Source organism: Bradyrhizobium sp. YCK136, assembly GCF_044570075.1.
Taxonomy (GTDB): Bacteria; Pseudomonadota; Alphaproteobacteria; order Rhizobiales; family Xanthobacteraceae; genus Bradyrhizobium; species Bradyrhizobium diazoefficiens.
The window spans coordinates 1223798-1245157 of record NZ_CP172424.1; the positions used below are offsets into that span (position 1 = coordinate 1223798).

Here is a 21360-nt window from a genome sequence, read left to right on the forward strand (position 1 = left end):
CCGCGGTTTCTTGCGTTTTGGGATTTTGCTTTCGAGCGATTCGTGATTCCCTGACGGACGGGTCATCGGCATTGGGGACGGCGATGAGCAAACCGCGGGATGATCGCCAGAAAGACCTGTTGCTTCCGGCGCTCGATCAAATCATCGACATGGGCCACCCGCTGGTGCGGTTGGCGGCGCTGATCGACTGGAAGTTTCTGGATGACCGCTTTGGTTCGGTGTGCCAAACCGGGCCGGGGCAGCCTGGCCTACCGACGCGGCTTGTCGCCGGCCTGTTCATTCTGAAGCACATGCACACAATCTCTCGGATGAGGTGCTGTGCGGCCGCTGGATCGAGAACCCTTATTACCAATACTTCTGCGGCGAGTTAAGCTTCTGCCACCGGCTGCCGTTCGATCGATCGTCGATGACGCGCTGGCGCCAGCGGCTCGGCGAGGAGCAGCTCGTCGCGTTGATCCAGGAAAGTCTGTCGGTGGCACACAAGACTGGCGCCATCGGTCCCAAGGACCTGGAGCGAGTGGTGGTCGATACCACGGTGCAGCCCAAGGGAGTGTCAGAAGTTTTGTGTAAGAGCGTCTCTGTGAGGGGTTTGCGGGGTCAGCGGACTGACCCCATGGGGTCAGTCCGCTGAGCCTGCAAAGCGCTCGCCGAACTGGATGGCAAACTGGCCCATTGCGGCCGTCCATGCAACCGGTCGTCGCCAATGGATGCCGGCATTTCTGATGGCGAGGTAAAGCAGCTTCATCGCCGCCTCGTCGTTGGGGAAGCTGCCGCGTGTTTTGATGATCTTGCGCAGCGAACGGTTCAGCGCCTCGACCGCGTTGGTGGTATAGATCATTTTGCGTATCTCCGGCGCGAAGGCGAAGAACGGAATGACGTGCTCCCACGCCCGGCGCCAGGCCGCCCCGATCGCGGGATAGCGCTTGCCCCACTCGGCTTCGAAGTCCTCGAGCCTGAGCAGAGCGGCGTCGGCATTCTCGGCATGATAGATCGCCTTGATCGAGGGAAGGATCGCCTTGCGATCCTTCCAGGACACGAAGGATAGGCTGTTGCGGATCAAATGCACGATGCAGGTCTGGACCATCGCCTTGGGAAAGACGCTGTTGATCGCCTCGGGAAAGCCCTTCAGACCGTCGACGACGGCGATCAGGATGTCGGCGACGCCGCGGTTCCTCAGATCGTTCATGACCTTGAGCCAGAATTTGGCGCCTTCGGTTTGCTCGATCCAAAGCCCGAGCACGTCTTTCTCGCCCGATGCAGTGATGCCCAGCACGACGTAGACTGCCTTGTTCTTGACCATCCCCTCATCGCGAATCTTGACCCTGAGCGCGTCGAAGAAGACCACCGGATAGATCGCTTCCAGCGGCCGGCTCTGCCATTCGCGGACCTCGTCGAGAATCGCGTCGGTGACCTTGCTGATCAGATCGGGGGACACACTCGGTGCCGTAGAGCTCGGCCAGATGGCCCTGGATCTCCCGTACCGTCATGCCCCGCCCGTAGAGACTGATGATCTTCTCGTCGAAGCCGTCGAAGCGGGTCTGGCCCTTCGCGACGATCACCGGTTCGAACGTGCCGGCGCGGTCGCGCGGCACCTCGATCTCGATCTCGCCGTCGTCCGTCAACAGCGCTTTGCTGCTTGTGCCGTTGCGGCTGTTGCCCGACCCGCGGCCCGCCGGGTCGCCCTTCTCATAGCCAAGGTGGTGGGTCAGCTCCGCACCCAGTGCGCGCTCCAGAAGCGCCTTCTTCAGTCGTCTGAAAAGCCCGTCTTCGCCGGCTAAGTCTTCTGGCTTGAGGCTGCCCCCGGCAAGAAGCTGGTCCAAAATCTCAGGTGAAAAATCCGTAGCCATGTGAGTCTCCTGTCAAAGGTAAACTCACAGAAACCATCTTACACCGAGTTACTGACACCCTCCAGCCCAAGGCCGTTGCCCATCCGACCGACGCGCGGCTGATGCATCGGGCCATCACCAAGCTCGTCGGGCTTGCCAAGCGCAACCGTGTGCCGCTGCGCCAGAGCTATCTGCGCCTGGCCAAGCGCGCCGCCATCATGGTCGGCCGCTATACCCACGCTCACCAGTTCAAGCGCGCCCGGCGCCAACTCAAGTTCCTGCGGACGCGGCTTGGCCGGATCATCCGCGACATCCGCCGCAAGATTGATGGCGATGCGGCGCTGGAAGCGCGCTTCGGCCCGCTGTTCGATCTGGCGCAGCGGGTGCGCAGCCAGGATCAGCATCAGCGCGGCCCCAAGGTCTATGCGTTGCATGCGCCGGAGGTCGAGTGCATCGGCAAGGGCAAAGCCCGCGCGCCTTACGAGTTCGGCTGCAAGGTCAGTATCGCCACCCCCGTGACGTCCCCGAAGGGTGGACAGTTCGTGCTCCATACCAAGGCGCTGCACGGCAATCCCTTTGACGGCCACACGCTCGGCCCCGTGGTCGCCGACATGGAGAAGCTCACCGGCGTGGAGGCTCGTCGTATCCACGTCGACAAAGGGTACCGTGGCCACAACTACCCGCACCGGTTCAGGGTCTGGATCTCGGGTCAGGTTCGCCGCGTCACGGCTTCCATCCGGAGCGAGATGAAGCCTCGCGCGGCTGTCGAACCCGTCATCGGTCACGTCAAGGCCGAGCACCGCATGGACCGCAACTATCTCAAAGGCAGCGTCGGTGACCGCATCAACGCCGTCCTCGCCGCGGCCGGCTACAACTTCGGCCTGCTCCTGCGATGGCTCGCAGAACTCTTGCGTGCCATCATCCGCGCCTTCGCCGAAACTGTCCCGGCTCAAAAGATCGCTTAAATCAGCGCTCGTCCGCGTTCTTCACGGAGGACTTTGGACGATGATATTGGACTTGCCCTACGTTCAGGAGCAACTGCCGTGATTTCGTCGAGCGACACCGAAATGTTCCCGGTCGGCTATCGAACGTATGTATCGCAAGGTGACTGTGATTTGCGTTTAGGGGGGCCTGAAACTTATTTGAAGGAAGCCGTTACTGGAGCAAGTGCAATCCGCTGGATCTGCTATTCGAGGCCAACTCGCAGTTACTTCGGCCTGAAAGATATAGGTCAGGCGATCCTGGTAAAGCGCGCCGTCGCAGACCTGCTTCTCGATTGCGAGATAAGGTTTGTGCCGACCGTGAGATACAAGAACGGAGTGCCCATTTCGTCGCGCTTGAGGCGATTTAACCGTTCCGAGCTTGATGAGCTGTCCTGTCTCTTCACGGCACTCAACCGTTCAAGAGAAGAGATCGCCCGAGGAGCGTCAAGCGTGAAGGATCTGGTCGCGTCGGCGACATCTCGGATAGAGTTTCGACAGTTTAGACTCGAGTTTGTTCGGATTGTCGACGCTGATAATTTCAAAGATTTAGAGCAGGTCAAGCTCCCATTCTTAATTATTGGGGCTGCAATGGCTCATGGCCTCACGGTTTCCGATAGCATCTATGTTCCAGATCAGGATACGCTCCTAAATGGTGCTCAGGATATCTGGATCGATTTGCCTAAGCAGTCGTAGCGAGTCGATTACTCATAGATCTTCGCCCGAAAAAGTAGACGGGGTTAGGTGGCTCTTAGCTCCATGTCGATTGGGGCGATATATGCGAGCGGAATGAAGCCAAGTTCGGTTGTAGGAGCCCTCAATGAAGGCGAAGTTTCGCGCTGGGCTCGCGCGGTAGCGCTCAGATAGCGATCGGGCAGCGCGATGACGTTCGTCGGCGGCCTCTGTTAGGGCGGCGCAGAACAGTGTCACTGGGAAGAACAGGACCTAGCCGCGGCAGCCGGACCAGCTCCTTCGCCGTCAGGGCAACGACAGCCACTATGTTGACGCCGATGCCGTTCCCGGAAACGGCGAGGCCAGCGGTGGTGACAGCTCTCAGCGATCCATTGAGTAGATGGAGCCGGAAAGTCAATGCGATCCTTACTGCCCGACATGGTAGGGCTGGCTAGCCGCACTTTGAGATAGTCTGTTCGGGTAGCTTGTCACAGCCAAACGCCACGACAGCTCAAACCGGTGAATCGTAAGCTCTCGCGAACAAAATCTGCGGAGATGTTATGAACAGGCGATTGGAAATCCATAGAGCGGATGATGGATATATTATCCCGCTCAGCGAGCTGGATGTAAGCGAGGGCAAGCGCTTTCAAGACGACAGCATATGGGGCTGCTTCGAGCGGTTGCGAAGAGAAGATCCCGTTCACTACTGTCAAAATAGCGCTCATGGTCCATATTGGTCAATAACGAAATACCGGGATATCGTAGCGGTCGACACAAACCACCACGCGTTTTCGTCACAGCAAGGTGTCACCATTGTCGAGGTGCCTGATAAGCACTGGACCCCAAGTTTCATCAAGATGGGGCCTCCCCAGCACGCCGAGCAGCGCAACACGGTGAGTCCGATCGTCGGGCCGGAAAGCCTGACGAGGCTCGAAACCTTGATCCGCTCTCGGGTCCGGATGATTCTCGATGGCTTGCCGCGTAATGAAGTCTTCAATTGGGTAACCAAGGTCTCCATAGAGTTGACGACGCAAACGCTCGCCACGCTGTTCGACTTCCCATTTGAGGATCGGCGACTCCTGACCTATTGGTCGGACGCAGCTGTTACAACTCCTAAAGCAGGCTATGCCATCGACAGCTGGGACAAGCGAAGCACCATCTTGTCGGAGTGTCTGGACTATTTCACACGGCTTTGGAACGAGCGCATCAATGCCGAGCCACGCCTCGACCTGATTTCCTTGATGGCGCATTCACCCGTCACACGCCATATGGAGCCAACTGAGTTTCTTGGGAACCTCATTCTACTGATCGTAGGCGGCAATGATACCACGCGCAACTCGATTACCGGCGGCCTCCTGTTCATGAGCCAGTACCCCTCCGAACTGCGGAAACTAACTGACAATCCCAAGTTGATCTCGAGCGCCGTGTCTGAGATCATTCGATACCAGACGCCGATCGCACATATGCGCCGCACTGCTGCTATAGACAGCATCGTTGGGGGAAAACCGATCAGGACAGGCGACAAGGTCGTCATGTGGTACATCTCCGGCAATAGAGACGAAGAGGTCATTGAGAACGCCAACAGTTTCGTGATCGACCGCAAGAATGTGCGGCAACACCTCTCGTTCGGATTCGGAATCCATCGCTGTCTTGGCCGACACCTTGCGGAACTGCAGTTGAGAGTCCTCTGGGAAGAGATTTTGGATGGGGGATTGAAGATCAAGGTCGTCGGGGAACCCGAGCGAATTGCATCTAACTTCGTGCACGGCTATTCCGCTCTCCCCGTGCGGATTGAAGCTTAGGCCATGATCGGGACAGTCTCGACCGCCGGTGTGCGGTGGGTGTGGATTGATGTGAACTATCTTGGCTTCTTCAAACTGCGCAGATGAATGGATAGAAGCGAAGGTTCTGTCGGCAGCTATTTATAACCGGGCAGACGTTGAATCGCCCGTGAAGAACGATACGTGAGGCGAATGCTTGGTGCACGCGACTGTCATTTTTCTATAGCTGTCAGTTTTCTATAAGGGGGCGTCTGGCCTGTTCGCGTCTCAGCTGATGACACCGGAACTGACGCGGTTACTTCAGCAGCACGGAAGCTGCGATAGAAGTCGAACACAAGGCCGCATCTTCTTCCTTGCGCATCCGGATGAATGCTCTTGGTCAGCTAGTCGTCAGCCAGTCGGCCTATCCAGACAGGCTGCGCACCCTCAATTATCCGGAGATGAAGCATGAAAGGCATTGGCCGAGCTGGTCCATCAGAGCTTGAGGCCGCGGGAGCCGAAAGCATTAGGGAATTGAGCCGTTCGAGCCCGGAGTCTGGTCTCTTCCCTGGGGAACGCGATCAGTCCTTCGATGCCGTCGTAGGGCGGATACGGTCTGAGCCTGATGTGAGAGCGGCGACGCTTGCGAACCCGCCGCCAACTTCGGACGTAGCGGCGCCAACGAGGGACGAGATAAAGGCAGCAAAGCGAGAATTGAGCAGCCTGCTTGAGGAACTTGAAGCTTGCCGCCGAGCGGCCGGGCATGCCCGGAACTTGCCGGAGAGGCAAGATCTGATGGATCAGGTCGTCAAAGCAGGCGCAACAGTTCTGGCGTACTACGCCAGTCTGCCACCCGATTTGGCGCGCCGAATTCTGCCAAACGATCGGGCTCGCCGGCTCCGCGATGACACTGTGAGGGAGGCTGACGAATGTAATGAAGTGGCGACCCAGATTATCTACGAGCTGGAGGAGAGCAGAAAGAAAGCACAAGGCGTGCTCGACAGCCTCAAAGACATCGCCTCGCCTGCACAGCTGAGCCGCCTGTTTACAAGCGTTGCGAACCACTATGCAGCATGCATGGAGTTGTGGGGAAAGAAGGTGCTGCGCTGTGAGCGGATGCAGTCAGTCTGTGCCGCTACCGCCCACCTTCCAGGCAGCACGCCCGCCATGCGCACGGCCGAAGATGCCGCACTAAGGCATCATACGGGCTGGGCGCTCTTTACGAAGTGCATGTATCTGCAATCGCGGATCGCTCTCGTGGAGCTTTTAGTCAACTCGCAAGCGAGCACGTTGGAACCAGACGTGCGCGACGCCCTCATGGATGAGAGCGGGAGGGTGCGCCTGCTCGGGGCCTTCATCGGAGATGTTTTTCCGGCGTTCGTCTCGACGGCCCAAGCCGTTCTGTACAGCGATGGAGCGGCGCTCGAAGCGGAGCATCGCGCCGTTCTGGAAGGAGTCATGGAACGACTTTCGGAATTTGCATCGGGGCTGAGCGGCATGCTTGACAGCCTGAGGGGGACTGCAACGGAAACTGACCTTCCGTTGCCGTTGCTGGACCAGATCGTGGAAGCTGCGTGGGTGACGGCGAACGAAGTCATGCGGCTGCTGGCATTGCAGCCAAAGACGGAAGCCACGATTGAACCGCCGGCTTGGGCTGCGCTGCCGGATAATATTGGCCCAGCGGGCGGAGGCAGTCCGGCGCGCAGAACGGGCAAAGCAAGGCCCGCAGCAGCCGCAGGAGAGGGGAGTTCGACGGCCAGCCCCGCCACGCCGCAACTCGCTAGGCCCGATGCGGCGACGGCCCCGGCGGGCAAGGTCATCGTGCTCTCGGATCTCGGTACAAAGAAACTCGCCACTCCGGAGCAGGCACGCGCGTCATCCGCTGCGGCCGATAACCTCCAGATGTGGATGGCTCCGCCATCCAGGAAAGCACTGCCGGGATTACTTGAGCGATTGGACCAGCTGCTGCAGTTCGATCTGCCGGCTCAGCAAAGCGCCGCCTCGCAAGCTCGCCACATGAAGCCCGAGGACGCCGAACACGTGTTGGATGTCGTCATCAAGCGCATGCAGACGCAGTCCTCCGAGATTGAGGCCTGTGTAGCCGCGCTGGAGGAGCCTCGCCGGCGGGGCCTGCTCACGCCTGCGCAAGTGCCTGAAGTGCACGAAAAAATAGTCCGGCTGACAAGGATGTGGTCCGAGGTTCAGGGACAGGCAAGCTCATTGAACGCGCGAAAGGCAGCAATCACAAGCGATTGCACGAAGACCTATGCGTTTCCATCGCAAGAATACCTAGAACAGTTGCGGGAAGCGGGAGAACTGGCGTCAGTGGATCCACCGCACGCCTTGAAGGGAGAGCCGGGGACGCTATTCGAAATCAAGCTGCAGCCCAGGGCGCTGCGCAGCGGTGCGATGCCAAGGCCGATGTGGGTGCACATCCATACCAAGCGCCCGGTAAATGCCTGGCAATTGGCAACGCTGGGCGATCGCGAATTCGCCGCTTGCCACGTCAAGTCCGACGAACAGCGCGGCTACAATCGGCACTGGCAGAGCGCTCGAGCCGCCGAGGGGCACGACAATGTCGTGATCCATCGCGGCAGGCTCACTCCTGTGTTCTGCAAGTCCTTGTTAAGCACCGCCGCTGGCCAGCCGTGGCAGCCCCTCCCCGATCCGGAGCACGCTTCAGCGCAGATGGCTCGACTGGGGATCCGGTGAGGTATCGTCTTGCGGCGGTGAGCCATCCGGTGACAGCGCTCATGCCTCCAGATCGGCTTGGCGGACTGCCTGAGCAGCGCCGAGCCCCATCAAGCTCTATCTTACAAAAGCATGGAGCCTGGAGAGAACACTCCTTTCGGGAGGGTTATCAGCCCGCAGTCCGGAGGATCGCCAATCGGCGCGCAAGCAAGCTTGCCATTGCGGGGTGTGGCGAACATCGGCGCTCGGATGAGAATGTAGGCCGCTGAGTGTTGCAAGACGGAAAACCTCAAAGCTGCTTCACTTCAAATGACAAATGGCGCCGAGCGCCGCCGGGATAATTTCAGTGCACGGGCGTATGGTCGGTCATCTCATTGCTTTTTTCCGTCGCCGCCAGGAGCGTGCAGCGGTGGCATCGCCGGAAGAGTAGGCTCCGCCGCGCGATTAGCTTCGAGGACTGTTCCTTGAGTCATGCGCGAGCCCACAACAGATGTCTTTGACGGGTCTGCCCGATCTCTTACAGCTCGATTCCGTGCACCCTGAGCACCCGGTCCATCACCTCGCTTTTGATCTCGCGGGCGATCCCGTTGGCGATTTGAGGTCCGAGCGTCCGCTCCGTGTCGCCATCGCCCGCCAGTCCCGTTTCGGCGAGCCGCTGTTCCAGCCGAATTTGAAACTCCTCGCCCAACGCATCGACGAGCCGATCGTCCATTGCTGCGTGCTCTTCGGGGGCAATGCGCCTCAGCACCGTTTCCCAAGGTTGCCAACGTGTTGCTAGATAGTCCGCAAAACCTATCGTTTCCTGCTGCCGCACCGTTGCCAGCACCCTCTCAACCTCGTCGCGGGTGACGCCGGATATGGTCAAAAAACGCATGTCGGGGGCGACGTGTCGCAGCTCCAGTGGATCGCGTAATTGGGTCTGGTCTGGTAGGCGAGATAGACTTCGGTCTCGTCGACAGGTCTGGAGCGACGAAGGACATTGACCGTCTCGCGCGCTATCCCGTCCAGCGCCTCCAAGCGGAACATGACGCGAGCATGCTGGAGCAACTCGTGGAGTCGAGCGTCGTACAGGCCGTCCTCGATGTCGGCGTTCAGGCGTGCGGTCTGCATTCCGTTCCACGCCAAAGTGATCCGATCCTGACAGCTCGCGCATGCATCGGCGGCCATCTGGAAAAACAGCTCGCGCAGTCGAGGCCTCGCCGCCTGCCGCGGATCCTCGACCACGGCCTGCCGGAATTCGCTGTTGCCGTAGTTCACGGTGCCGGCAAGCCGGTCGAGGAAACGAGCGTAGTCCTGCACACCAGGCTCATCGGCGAAGCTTTGCCATGTTGCCACCGCGGCAGGGTCCTGCCGAAACCAGTCCGCGACAACCTCGTGCAGCGGCCGGGGCGTAGGCTCCATTGCGTCATCGCTCAACGAGAAGAGGATTTGCGGGCCGGCATACTCCGCAGCACGCGTTGCTCTCAATAGATTGCTCTGAATCCGCTCTTGCAGCGGATTGTCCGTCCGTCAAATCGATGGACGCATCGCCGGCTAGCTGCAGCAGGTTCGTCGGTACGTCCCTCAGCCGATTATTGCTAACATCAATTACTTCGAGGTGAGCGGGGAGTACCGGCAGCCGGACCAGCTGATTGTCGCTGGCCGTTAGCAATTCGATCCGCGGCGGGAGCGGCTCAGGCAGTTCGGTCAGCTGATTGTAATCGAGAACCAGCTTTCGATGATCAGGCAGGCTGGTAAGCTGGTTGCTTGGCGCTGCGAGATCCAGGAGCCTTGCAGGAAGCGCAGGCAGACTGGCCAGTTGATTGCCACCGGCGTCCAGGTTCTGAAGCTCGCCTGGAAGGTCAGGCAAGTTGGTCAGCTGGTTGCTTGCGGCATGGAGTTCCTCAAGCGCTGTTGGTAGAACGGGCAGACTGGTCAATTGATTATTATCGACGACCAGGCTCCGCAGCCCGGCTGGAAGGTCAGGCAATCGGGTCAGCTGGTTGCTTGCAGCGTAGAGCTGCTCAAGGGTTGTTGGAAGAGCGGGCAGACTGGTCAATTGATTACTCTCGACGATCAGGCTCCGCAGTCCGTCGGGAAGTGCAGGCAAGCTGGTCAGGCTATTGCCGTAAGCGCTGAGTTCCCGAAGAGTTGCCGGAAGGGCAGGCAGACTTGTCAGTGAGTTTTCGCCGATGATCAGGGACCGGAGCCGGGATGGCAGCACGGCCAGCAGGCTGGTCAGCTGATTGCCCGCTGCATTGAACACCCGGAGCCCGTCAGGAAGTACAGGCAAGCTCGTCAATTGATTGTCTCTCACGCGAAAGACCTCAATCTCGGGCGGGAGGGCAGGGCGCAATGTGGTCAGGGAGAGAGAGGACAGATCTAGCTGCTCACTACCATTCTCCGGCAAAGCTCTCGTTTGAATGAAGGCGGTGTGGCGGCTCTCGTCTTCGCCCTGCCCCCCATCAGCCGCACGCGCCTCCACAACGTGGACGTGCGCCCCGGCCGCCGTGGCGGCGGACGGACGCGCATCCGTCAAAGCCTCGTGCCAATGCGCAGCAACGGGAGAGCCCGGGTTCTGAGGCTTCGGTTTGGGACCCTTCGGAGCCGGAAATTGAGAAAAAGTCATCACCATCAAGCTGCGCTCGATCTGTATTCATTGTTGCCGCCTCCCATGACAAAATGAAGCAAATGCGCTGGAGCGCCGCTTCCGCAAAGCCGGTCTCTCATCGTGACGGCGATCCATCGAGAAGAAGCGGGCGGTCATGGAGCGCGGCCCAACTAGGAAAGGGCCGAACACACGGGCTGATCTGGCGCACCAAAGATGGCGACATGATCGCACAAATCTGATTCTCGAAAGGCTTGGTATCTTGAGGGGGGATCCGGCTGCTTATGCGTGAGCAATATCTGGCGTGATCGGACAAGTCTGCGGCACGTAACACTGAAGAGAGGGGTTCACGATGCTTACGGAGCGACACTCGGGATGAAGAAGGCGAATGAAATGCCTGTGAATGCTCCCAAGCATGCTCTCATTCTCGCCGCTGGAGTGGGTTCTCGTCTGCGGCCGCTAACGGATCTAAGTCCGAAACCCCTCGTCCGAATCCATGGCATTCCCATCCTGCACAACGCGCTACATCACCTTGGGCGCCTCGGCGTGGAACAGGTAACGATTGCTGTCGGGTATCGCAAAGAGGCGATCCAAGAAGCCTGTGGCAGCCGTTTTGGCAATGTTGCAATCAAATACGTCGAATCGGCGGTTTACGACCGCACTGGAAGCGCCTATTCGCTCTGGCTGGCCCGTGACGCTCTCCTTTGCGGAGACTCCCTTGTTCTTGAGGGCGACGTCTTCTTTGAGGAAAATGTATTGCGGCAGCTAATCGTCAGCGAAGCGCCCAACGCGGCAGCTGTCGCTCCTTTCCATGAGTTGATGCAGGGAACGGCGGTCCTATTGTCCGATCTTGGCTTCATTTCAGAATTTCGCTTGAAACAAACAGCGCGAAATCTCATCGCGGATGGCCCACCTCTTTACAAGACGATGAATCTGTTACGGCTATCCGCGTCTACTCTGCGCTCAGCGGTCATACCGGCCCTGGATGATATGATCCGGGCCGGAGCTACCCAGGCCTACACCGAGGAGCTGCTTTCTTATCTCGTGGAAACACGAGGCCTGCTGCTTGCTGCGGTGAGATGCGATGACCTCAGGTGGTACGAGATCGATGACGTCGAAGATCTGCGTACCGCCGAGCGCATCTTCACAAAAGCCGGCACGCTTGATCCAACCGCCCACGGGTGAAGGTCAAGACGGTCACGGAAGGTTTGCCGCGGCGCCTCTTCAGCATTCGCGGCTGCCTTTGGCGCCGGCCGCGTAACAACGCCTGAGACCGCAAGCTTGATTGGAGCCGCAATCAACGCGGCTGCCATTGCCTCAGCAGAACGCGAACGTTCGCCCGGGCATGCAGCTTGAAACACCTTCTCTCAAGCGATAGCGAACAGTTGTTTGGCCCTACCCACCTTGACGCTTGGACCGCAGGAACGGGACGGTGCTTAGACCTTGAGGGAGGCCGAGGACTTGGATTTGTTCGGTTGCGCTTTGCCGGATTGAGGTTTTCCTGTACGCGACTGCGCCACGGAACCAATCTCTTCGAAGTCAAATCTGAAGCTGATTCTTGGTGCGCAAAGTACATTCTCGCCAAATTTGATTGGAACACGGCCGGAGCAGTCAAGGCTCTCTTTGACGAAGACCGGCGCCGAAGTGGACATCGCAAGCAGGCGCGCCTCCTGGGCGGAGGGCAGACGTGCGCTTATCGTCACCCATTGCTGCGAGTAGTCGTCAATTCCGATGCGCCTTAGCGCCGTAGAGATCGAGTTGGCGCCCGAGAACTTATCCAGCAGTCCAGGGGTGCGTTTCGCTGGAAAGTAGCTATGCGCAATGACGATTGGGATCTCGTCCTGATAACTCAGTGTGTCGATGCGCAGCACATCGTCACGAGCCTGCAAGTCGAGGTAGCCGGCGAGCCGCTCGTCTGCTGGTATGGTTGCAGCAGACAGGATCTTACGACGTGCCAAGCGGCCTTGCGAGATGAGGTTGTCGGTCAGCCGGGTTTGAGGGGAGAGCAGATAAGGTGTTGGATGTTCGACAACAAAAGTGCCTCTGCCCTGCTCGACGCGGAGCAGTCCTTCCTGCTGTGTCCGCCCGTGGACAGCGCTGCCGATGAAACGCGCGTCTCACTGGGAAAAGATGAGGTATGGCGGGCAAGTCGAAGGCCGATTTTGGACAGTTCGGCGAGATTCGGCGTGACGGCTTCATCTAGCTGGTCGGGTCGAAGGCCATCGAGCACGACGATTACAAATTTCACTCGAACACCTTTCTCAGCTCCGGTTCAGGAAGCCTCAACCTACGAGGGTACGGACCCACTGTCCAGAGCTACCTAGGCACCTAGGCCTGTCATGAAGGTGTCACATGGTGCGAATTATATCTCGCAGTACTCGAACCACTCCTCAGAAAAACGTGTGCGAGTCCGCCCAGCCCGAACGTGAGCACGCGAAGCTTGCATGGTTCAGAAGCCCGGCACGCGATAAAGTTTATGCAACTAAAGGTCGTGAGATGAATACCTGTAATCGACGCGAGGTTCTCAGATTAGTCGGCGGGCTGACCCGGTCAACGTCGGGCTCGCGACGAAAGCACAGTCGTCCGAAAGCTGTGCGGCCGGTCTGACGAACTTCGATGTGTCGCTGCTTGGGAACAGCAATCGCGGACATTCTTTCGAGGGTAAGGAAACCGACTTAAGGAAACTGCCGCCCGGCATCATCGGACCAGAGTTGACCGACGCCGAACGGCGAGCGCTTGTCGAATATCTCAAGACTCTATGAGCGATGGCGTTCGACGCCGACTTGTGTGCCGGCGTCGCTAGCTTCCGCCGAGTTCGAATGCGCCTCGTCAGAACACGTGCCATTCGGCAGATTGTCCCTGCTCAGCCAGGTCATGTGCCCCTCCTGCCGGGACGTCGTCGATTGTCTTGAAGCCGCCATGAGCTCGCCGGTCCTAAGCAGCCCCGACTTGGCGCAATCCTGACGATCCCGCCCAACCGCACTTGGCGATGCTGGGCGCGGCTACAGTTGCGCACTCGAAAACCTGTTCATTTTCCAAAATCTGGGCGCTCCAAGTGTAGTTTTTACAACATTTAGCGCCGAGCTATTATGGTTAAGCCAATAATTCGCCCTACAACCTTGTTGTGCAGCGTAGCAACGAACCGGAAAGTTATCGCGGAAGAGGTGGTGGCGATCATTGGCGTGCGAGATCAGCCGGCTGCTACCGATCGGGGCCGTATATCGGCCGACAATAAGCCAAGGCGAGGACTTGGGAGGAATAAGAGCTTGGCGCCGACGGAGCCTCTGAAAACGCTCGCCCCTCTTAGACGGCAGTCGGCCTATACTACCTCTCCTCAAATGCCGCGCCAGAAGCTTCCTTCCATCACCATCAACAATCTCGCTCCAAAGGCCCGCTTTCAGAGACCTCCAAAGCTACGCTTCCGGATTAAATCGACAGCTGGGGGTTTATTTATCGAGGCCAGTTCCGCCCGATGCTCTACTGTTCATCGTTGACCACATATTGTCGCGGCGGCGCTGCACCGAGGACCGAATGCGCATGGCTTCGCGGTACTTCGCGACCGTGCGGCGGGCAATATCAATGCCCGAGACTCGCAGGCGCTCAACGATCGCGTCATCGGACAGAACCGCTGACGGCTCTTCGGATTCGATCAGCTGCTTGATGCGGTGACGCACCGCTTCAGCGGAATGCGCCTCACCGCCATCCGCCGAAGGGATCGATGCCGTGAAGAAATATTTCAACTCGAATGTGCCGCGATTTGTTGCCATGTATTTGTTGGCGGTGACGCGCGACACCGTGGATTCATGCATCTGGATGGCCTCGGCAACGGCCTTTAGATTCAGCGGCCGCAAATGCGCAACACCAAGGGTAAAGAAGCCGTCCTGCTGACGCACGATCTCGGTCGCAACTTTCAGGATGGTGCGGGCGCGCTGGTCGAGCGCGCGCACCAGCCAGGTCGCGTTCTGCAGCGCGTCGTTGAAGTAGGACTTATCGACGTCCTTGCCGATCTTCTTCGACAGCTTGGAATAATAGGTCTGGTTGACCAGCACGCGCGGCAAGGTGTCGCTGTTGAGCTTGACATGCCAGCCGCCATCAGGAGCCGGACGGACATAGACGTCGGGTACCATCGTCTGCAGCGGCGCCGACCCGAACTTCATGCCCGGCTTGGGACTGAGCCGGCGGAGCTCGTCGATCATGTCGGCGATGTCCTCGTCGTCGACGCCGCAGAGCTTGCGCAAGCTCGCGATGTCGCGCTTGGCGAGGAGATCGAGATGCTCGACGAGGGCCTGCATCGCCGGATCGTATCTATCGAGCTCGCGGAGCTGGATCGCCAGGCACTCGCGCAAGTTACGCGCACAGACGCCGGGCGGATCGAACTCCTGCAGGACGGCAAGAACGTGCTCGACATCCTCCTGCGTTGCGCCGAGCCGCTCGGCGGCCTGGCCGAGATCCGGCGGCAGATAGCCGGCTTCGTCGACGAGATCGATCAGATACTGCCCGATCATGCGCTGCGCCGGCGCGGTGAATGCGACCGACAGTTGTTCGGCCAGGTGGTCGGACAATGTTGTCTCGGACGCGACAAACGCTTCGAGATTGTAGTCTTCGTCACCCGAGCCGCCGCCACCCCATTCGGTATGGGTGGTCATGGCGCCATCCCGGGCGTCGCGCACTTGGGCCTCGGCCAGCTGATCGCCGCTGACCTGATCGACCTCAGTCGGGGCTTCGGCCCCAGCTGCATCGTCACTGGCACGCTCGAGCAGCGGATTACACTCCAGCTCTTCCTCCACGAAGGTCATGAGGTCGAGATTAGATAATTGCAGCAGCTTTATCGCCTGCATCAGCTGCGGCGACATGACCAGCGACTGGGATTGCCGGAACTCTAATCTTTGCGTGAGCGCCATGAAGCAAGAACCGTTACTGAAGTTGGTCTGCGTTTTGCTCATCTAGTCAGGAGCTGATCTACGCGCTTTGATGTCGCGCAAAAGCGGATGCGAGGTGAGATGAAGGCAGCGAACAACGGAATCCGACACTCAGTCGGAGCTCCCTCGTCAATCCCCATTGTGCGCGAGATGAGAGGACTAGGAATTCGGATGCGGCACTGTGACGCGAGGGCATCAACAAACAGGACAGCTTCCCGTGGCGATACTCCTATCAAGGACTTGCGGTCCCCGGCAGTTTCGGTGAGTTCTGCGCGTAGCCGCGATCCTCCACCCTCCCGCAGGAGCGCCGGCAACAGCTGCGCGGGGCTCAGGATCAGTGCCTGCCGCCACTCAGACAGTCCCTCGCTGTCGAGCCTTGCTGCACGCTCGAATTAGCGCGAACTTCGAAGCCGATCGTGGAAGGAAGTTGCCCAAACGAATTGGCACTAGAGCTGGCAGTCGAAAATAGTTGAGGTAGCGGGTTGAACCGGCCGCAAGATCGCTATTGCGTCAAACGCGATTGCGAGGCGATCACCATTCAGCTGCCCAACGCCTGCCGCTTGTTGGCCGCTAGCGTCTGCCCCATGTGCGTCGAGAAAGAGTCTCTTGTCCGGGTTGCTGACGCAAATCGGCAGAAGTTCGAATAGCGGGCATATATTGGCCTGCTCTTCGGCTTATCCTGCCGAAAGTTCCAACGTATTCGGGATGACGAATCTGGGGCCTCTGACGCATCAAATCTGGGACAGTTAGTTTCCTCCGCTTGGCCGCTGAGCGGGACGATCTTGTCGGTTTGGTCGAGAGCCCTGCGCCAGTCGCCTTGCTTGCAGCGGCCGGCCGACATACTCGCTCCGCGAGAGGCGTCCGCACGCGCGAGACCGCCATGATGTTCCTACGACCTCGAGCAACATTTCATCGCTGGCCAGCGGGGTCTTGCCAGCGCGTTGGCCCACTCCTCGCCATATCGGTGCTGCCGGTGAAGCCTGCCGCCTCCCCAAACAACACCTCTCCGAAGCTTCGGTGGGATGCCGACCCCAATCACTCGTCTCAGTGGCATCTGAGCTGCGGCGAAACGACAAGAAGAATTCGCGCTCTTGGTACAACTCACCGGGTCGCAGAGGCAAGCTCCCGAGCCGAACCCCGGCTCATCGCCCGCGTCGTCGTACCTGCCATTCGCGCTCCCGCTGCCTCTGCGCCGATGGTAGCACCATACACCGCGCTGTAGAACACCGCAGCGGAAGTTGGCGCCGCGACATCTTATTCCGGCTACCGACGCAATTGAGCGGCCGCGTGAGGAGTTCGAGCGACGGATCAAGATCAAGACCGTTTGCCATCAGCGGCCGCCGCGGCAATGTCGTCCTGGCCTGCTCACCCCCGGCCAGATCAACATGCGCAAGGTCGACGGCTGGAGACCCCTCACCACAAATCCTTCGATAGGTAACTTGGGACGCGCCTAGTTGTGGGGCGCGCACCATAGCCACAATGCAATGCGCATCGCGATTGAACTCGCTGCGCACGGGCAGGTAGCTTCATGTTAGTGGAAATCGCGCCGACATTGCCGCAGCTGGCAAGCCTCGATTGCACAACGCGAAGCATCAACTTCTCAACTTCTCGATAAGGGCCGCGCTGCCGCTCAGGTGAAGGGCCTGGCTTCAGCGATCACGGCTTCGTCCAGCGGCAAGCCCCTGCCATAGGGACGAACCAGCTTTCGCGGGCGGTCGCATCGAGCAGCGGCACCTCAGTTGCCTGATTGATATGGCCGGGACGGCCGGCTGGCGCAGCCTCGAGAGCCTCGAGACGGTTGGTGGCGAGAATGAAGATGTTGTCATTGTTGCTTCAACCCGTTCATTGCGTTGAGCAGCCTGTTTAGTTAGCAACACTTACTTGCAAAAACCTATAACAGCGCGATTCCTGGCAAACAGATCGACATCCTCGATCTGAAACGGATGGAACTTCCTATCAATAGCGCCGGGATCGCGTGGTCGGTATGACAAAGCATGCGATTTACCGCCTAGGACCTGCATTGTCCGAACTAGGAAATCCAGCCTCAGGCGAGTCTGACGCAGCGAGACTTGCATGAAGCGCCGACGCCCCTAGGTCCACGCCAGCCACTGATAAACACCGGACACGCGCGCCGGATGCGCTTGCCCCGTCATCTGGTTTGAGCCAATTCCGTTGAAGTACATCGTTGAATCCACTAGAGATCGGCTATCCCGACCGCAGCAGATGAATCGCAAAGGAAGAGCCCGCCGACGCAGGGTCCTTGATCGTTCCTTTGAAGGCGTACGGAGCTAAATGATGCCGCGCCGGGTTGCTTTGGCTACAGCATTTGTCCGGTTTGCCGCCCCTAGCTTTCTGATGACGTTCTTCATGTGGAAATTGACGGTATTATCAGTGACGTTAACAAGTTGCCCGATTACCCAGGCTGACTTCCCCTCTGCGACCCAGTATAGGCACTCTGTTTCTCGCGGTGTTAGCGGAATGTCTGTCTCGCAACTCTCATCAAGCGGCGGTGTAATCTGCGCGACAGCGTTGTGAAACGCCGACGCCAATGTCGTGAGATGAGCCATGCGATCCTGTGGATCGGCATCATCGAAAGGAGATGCAAACGATACGAAAGCCGATCGGCCTTGCGATCCAAACAATGGCACGCTCATGCCATGCTTAAGGCCTGCTTCTTTGGCCTCGCGTAAGACGCGCAGCTCACGGGGCTGCAGTTCATATCGACTGGTTAGTTCATCCCAAAGAAAGGGCCTTGGCAGCATTGCTGTCCGCCGGACCACCGGGTCGATCGCTTGATATTCTTGTTCAGCATAGCGTTGGCACCAATCAGACGGGAAGTTTATAGTTGGCGGGGGCGGTAGATACTCTGGCAAACGACGCTCATTGGAGCAGGAGAGTGCTCCGTAGGCGACTTTATCAAAGCCTTCATTGCTCGCGAAATTCACAAGAAGATCGAACAGCGCTGCGATTGATCTTGTCTGTATAGCGCACTCGATGAAGCTGAATAGGTCGGGCCCGCGGCTTTCCCGTCTGCTTGAAGCGAGTGGCATTTTGCCGTGCGACTGGTCATCCATTTTCTATTTCCGTTTTGCTTACACAGATGTTGGCTTTGCTTCTTGCAGCTGAAAGCTCGCGCGCGAAAGGAAAGCGCCGGCCCAGAACTGTTTCACACGGTCCCAGCACGCTCCGAGAAGATAATCGGAGCGACTCGACGCACGCTGGCAGGTCGAGCCAAAGCGAAGCTGACTTTGTTCGCTGCTGACCGGTCGGGCTGCTCTCCGAGGTGCCAGTGCCCCAGTCTCTCGAAAGAACGGCTGGCAAATCATGCAACGATTGCGGCGGACACGGTCAGCACTTCTCGTAAGAACATGCCGGCATCTCGAGCGCCACCGCAAAGGAGCGAGGTCGGCATGGAACTGTTCGCAGCTCGGCACACCACACCCGGACGGGTCCAGCGCCCTCAGGTGCTTGCGCATTTTGGGCCACCACCCGCGGACATCAACAAATGGCTGCTTGACGAGGACGACAGCGTGCATGCGATCCTCAGGACTTTCCAAGAACCACCGATGCGCACAGCAATTCTCGCACCACTCGCCGATCGGAGAACTTGCCCCCATAATAGGGGCACTCGCAGAAAGATGGTCTCCTCTGGTTGAGCGGATGTGACATACGTCGAACATGCGACAACGTCTCATGCGCGACACAGAATTTGATATAGATCAAGAGCGTGATTAAAGGCCTGCCGTCTCACCTGCATTGACGGGGCGCAAATGGCACTCCCTGAGTGCCATCTTAACGCGCGAGGCAAGTCCAGTACCAACCTTCCTGCGGGCAGCGGAGCAGCAGTTTAGTGTGGCTCTGCTTTTCGAGCAGTCGAGGACCGGCACTTTCGAACTTTCGCTGTGGCTCGCCTTTGCGAACTGCCCATCGGCGTCGTGAAGACTTGCCCCCTCCTTGCAAACCCGAGGAGAGAGCGAATGAACGAGGAAAGAAACAAAGGCTCGTTGTTGATCGGTCCGGGAGCAGGTTGATAGAACTCCTTGTGGCGTGGCGGAAATGTTGCGCCTCTCGGGCCTAGGGTCTGAAGCGGGTTACACGCCAGCTCGGGTGCAGCCTTCACACGATGAAGGGCTATGGAATGGCGGGTGAGGTGAAGCCGTTCAAGTCATGTCCGGGTTAGCTCTCCCGCACCACGGTCTTCAGGTAATGGTAGGCCTTGATGATCTCGACCAGGCGCTGCTCCGTAGAGCGGTCGCCGCCATTGGCATCGGGGTGGTGCCTCTTGACCATCGCCCTGTACCTCGCCTTGATATCTCCGAGCGTCGCATCGACATTCAGGCCCATCACCTGCAACGCTTTCCGCTTGGCATTGAGAAGCTTGCGCGTCTCAGGCCTGGCCTCCGCGCGGGCGCGTCCCTTCAGCTCAGCGAGCATGCAAAAAGCATCGCAGTCGTCCTCGGAATGGGCCGGGCTGCCGGTCATCTTGCGGGCGCTGATGGGCTCGCCGATTTTCCAAGTTGGACGATGGCCCGTCAGCGCGTCATTCTGGTAGCGCGCGATCGCTTCGGCGTCCATCCCGGAGAAGAAATTGTAGGACTGATTGTATTCGCGAGCATGCTCGATGCAGAAGTGCCAATATTCGCGCGCATTGTGGCGGCCCTTTGGCGCGGGATGGGTTGCCTTGTTCTGGCAATCAGGCCATTCGCATCGCACCGCGGTCCGGCGCTCCTCCTGCGCTTCCTGCTTGTTGATGCGAATGGAGGCGAAGAATTTGGATGTGTCGCTCAGCATGACTTGGCTCCGTTGGGCGGAGCGGCAGTTAGCAGCGCCGCTTCTAAGCTAGAGAATTGGTTTCGACGGCAAGTTGGATCTGACTCGGCCTTTGCGTCTAGTTCAGTGCATGGTGTAGCAAGCACTTCCCAGCAATCGACATGCCAGGACTCGCGCGCTTGGTTCAGACAATCATCTCTTTGCGATCTCAGATCGATTCAATTGCAATGTGCTGTCGGGCTCTGCACATCGAGGTCTTGAACGGGACCGGGTGAATACGAACAAAGCGGGAGCTATGCAGGAATCTGGCTGATGACGCGCTTAGGGAAGCAGCGGAGCAACGCGGATGGTGAATTTGCGAGAACTTCTCGACGAGGCGATATGGCCAGAATGAGACTATCAACATCCTGCCCTTCGCTCAGCCGCCTGCGGTTGATCGTGCGTGCTACAAATTCTGCGCAACAGAGCGCGTGTTCTGCTCGCCCGGTGCCGCGACGGAATCGTTCCAGAGACGCCGGCGAGATGAAGCGGCCAAGGATGGCCGCGCAACACCGCAAAAGCTATCGGCGCAATCGAGGCGGCCGGGCCCAAGGTGAGGACCGGGCGCGCGACTCTCGCCGGTTGGATCCGCTTCACGTACTTGATTTTGCCAGCCGAGCGCGGCGACCAGGAGCTTTGATTCCCTGTTTAGCCGGGCCGTATGTTGACTCGCGATTTCAGGAGGCACGATCGGCCCTGCTGGAAAGGATGCGGCGAATCTTTTGCTATTGGCGATTTTTGGGGCCTGAACAATCGATCGCGGGGCAAATACGTGCGCCGCAGCACAAGTCCGCCGGCGATCAAAGAGAGCCCGAGCTGGTTCTGAGCGGCAAGAAGAAGGCCATGGAGGGTCTCAACGGCGCCCAGCCGGCGCGGTCGCGGAGCATGCACTCGACATCTTTACTGCGAGCGCACCAAATATGTGCGTGGCCGCGATTACCGGACAAGGATCGCCGATATAAAGCCTATTGGCTTTCTGTGTCTTGCCGGCCGAGCACCAGCAGAGAACCACAATCCGAGCGAGAGCATCCGCCGCGGTACGGCACACGAACATGCGAGCCAGGAACCGTTGTCGGCCACCAACCGTATTAGATTGTGCAAGCTGAGCAAGGCGTG

The 21360-nt window shown here is 58.9% G+C and carries 12 protein-coding genes and 3 pseudogenes; 6 read left to right on the top strand and 9 right to left on the bottom strand.

All coding sequences use genetic code 11. From position 1 onward, the window contains the following. Positions 1 to 83 precede the first annotated feature (83 nt). A pseudogene (locus ACFLEY_RS05855) lies at positions 84 to 556 on the top strand (transposase); the annotation flags it as partial. A gap of 63 nt (positions 557 to 619) precedes the next feature. Here the strand turns inward: ACFLEY_RS05855 and ACFLEY_RS05860 are convergent. Further along, a pseudogene (locus tag ACFLEY_RS05860) lies at positions 620 to 1847 on the bottom strand (IS256 family transposase). Positions 1848 to 1894: 47 nt separating this feature from the next. On the opposite strand from ACFLEY_RS05860, the pseudogene ACFLEY_RS05865 reads away from it, so the two are divergent. The 4 genes and pseudogenes from ACFLEY_RS05865 to ACFLEY_RS05880 form a co-directional block, all read left to right on the top strand. Then, a pseudogene (locus ACFLEY_RS05865) lies at positions 1895 to 2791 on the top strand (IS5 family transposase); the annotation flags it as partial. A gap of 33 nt (positions 2792 to 2824) precedes the next feature. Beyond that, positions 2825 to 3502: a pantoate--beta-alanine ligase gene (locus ACFLEY_RS05870; protein ID WP_249163415.1), complete on the top strand. Its 678-nt coding sequence runs from the start codon at positions 2825 to 2827 to the stop codon at positions 3500 to 3502. Positions 3503 to 4038: 536 nt separating this feature from the next. Continuing rightward, the gene (locus ACFLEY_RS05875) at positions 4039 to 5280 is read left to right on the top strand and encodes a cytochrome P450 (RefSeq protein WP_011084659.1); all 1242 of its coding nucleotides are present in this window, start codon (positions 4039 to 4041) and stop codon (positions 5278 to 5280) included. 426 nt (positions 5281 to 5706) lie between these two features. Beyond that, complete coding sequence (locus ACFLEY_RS05880) at positions 5707 to 7950, top strand: hypothetical protein (RefSeq protein WP_060909103.1); 2244 nt, start codon at positions 5707 to 5709, stop codon at positions 7948 to 7950. 496 nt (positions 7951 to 8446) lie between these two features. On the opposite strand, the gene ACFLEY_RS05885 is transcribed toward ACFLEY_RS05880, so the two are convergent. From ACFLEY_RS05885 to ACFLEY_RS05895, 3 genes are read right to left on the bottom strand one after another with little or no spacing between them, the layout of a single operon-like run. Then, a complete protein-coding gene (locus ACFLEY_RS05885; RefSeq protein ID WP_373565435.1) occupies positions 8447 to 8803 on the bottom strand; it encodes an NEL-type E3 ubiquitin ligase domain-containing protein in 357 nt (118 codons plus the stop codon). Further along, complete coding sequence (locus ACFLEY_RS05890) at positions 8791 to 9330, bottom strand: NEL domain-containing protein (RefSeq protein WP_249163416.1); 540 nt, start codon at positions 9328 to 9330, stop codon at positions 8791 to 8793. The genes ACFLEY_RS05885 and ACFLEY_RS05890 overlap by 13 nt, the downstream gene beginning before the upstream one ends. 4 nt (positions 9331 to 9334) lie before the next feature. After that, the gene (locus ACFLEY_RS05895; protein WP_129557391.1) at positions 9335 to 10546 is read right to left on the bottom strand and encodes a hypothetical protein; all 1212 of its coding nucleotides are present in this window, start codon (positions 10544 to 10546) and stop codon (positions 9335 to 9337) included. Between the two features lie 363 nt (positions 10547 to 10909). Between ACFLEY_RS05895 and ACFLEY_RS05900 the strand changes: the two genes are divergently transcribed. Beyond that, on the top strand, positions 10910 to 11701 hold the full coding sequence (locus ACFLEY_RS05900; protein ID WP_060912728.1) for a phosphocholine cytidylyltransferase family protein: 792 nt from the start codon (positions 10910 to 10912) through the stop codon (positions 11699 to 11701). A gap of 251 nt (positions 11702 to 11952) precedes the next feature. Here the strand turns inward: ACFLEY_RS05900 and ACFLEY_RS05905 are convergent, their stop codons facing one another. The 5 genes from ACFLEY_RS05905 to ACFLEY_RS05925 all read right to left on the bottom strand — a co-directional run bounded on the left by ACFLEY_RS05905 (position 11953) and on the right by ACFLEY_RS05925 (position 20226). Next, on the bottom strand, positions 11953 to 12474 hold the full coding sequence (locus ACFLEY_RS05905; protein ID WP_060909098.1) for a UTRA domain-containing protein: 522 nt from the start codon (positions 12472 to 12474) through the stop codon (positions 11953 to 11955). 26 nt (positions 12475 to 12500) lie between these two features. Continuing rightward, positions 12501 to 12764: an alkaline phosphatase family protein gene (locus ACFLEY_RS05910; RefSeq protein ID WP_082755545.1), complete on the bottom strand. Its 264-nt coding sequence runs from the start codon at positions 12762 to 12764 to the stop codon at positions 12501 to 12503. Between the two features lie 1198 nt (positions 12765 to 13962). Continuing rightward, a complete protein-coding gene (gene rpoN, locus ACFLEY_RS05915; RefSeq protein ID WP_060909097.1) occupies positions 13963 to 15417 on the bottom strand; it encodes an RNA polymerase factor sigma-54 in 1455 nt (484 codons plus the stop codon). A gap of 2306 nt (positions 15418 to 17723) precedes the next feature. Next, entirely contained in the window at positions 17724 to 18509 is a 786-nt protein-coding gene (locus ACFLEY_RS05920) for a LuxR family transcriptional regulator (protein WP_018645272.1), read from the bottom strand. 1102 nt (positions 18510 to 19611) lie between these two features. Beyond that, a complete protein-coding gene (locus ACFLEY_RS05925; protein ID WP_211434461.1) occupies positions 19612 to 20226 on the bottom strand; it encodes a J domain-containing protein in 615 nt (204 codons plus the stop codon). Between the last annotated feature and the right edge of the window lie 1134 nt (positions 20227 to 21360).

Coding starts and splice junctions, on each gene's coding strand:
- ACFLEY_RS05875 (WP_011084659.1), top strand. CDS start 4,039: ATGAACAGGCGATTGGAAATCCATAGAGCGGATGATGGATATATTATC.
- ACFLEY_RS05880 (WP_060909103.1), top strand. CDS start 5,707: ATGAAAGGCATTGGCCGAGCTGGTCCATCAGAGCTTGAGGCCGCGGGA.
- ACFLEY_RS05885 (WP_373565435.1), bottom strand. CDS start 8,803: ATGCGTTTTTTGACCATATCCGGCGTCACCCGCGACGAGGTTGAGAGG.
- ACFLEY_RS05890 (WP_249163416.1), bottom strand. CDS start 9,330: ATGGAGCCTACGCCCCGGCCGCTGCACGAGGTTGTCGCGGACTGGTTT.
- ACFLEY_RS05900 (WP_060912728.1), top strand. CDS start 10,910: ATGCCTGTGAATGCTCCCAAGCATGCTCTCATTCTCGCCGCTGGAGTG.
- rpoN (WP_060909097.1), bottom strand. CDS start 15,417: ATGGCGCTCACGCAAAGATTAGAGTTCCGGCAATCCCAGTCGCTGGTC.
- ACFLEY_RS05920 (WP_018645272.1), bottom strand. CDS start 18,509: ATGGATGACCAGTCGCACGGCAAAATGCCACTCGCTTCAAGCAGACGG.
- ACFLEY_RS05925 (WP_211434461.1), bottom strand. CDS start 20,226: ATGCTGAGCGACACATCCAAATTCTTCGCCTCCATTCGCATCAACAAG.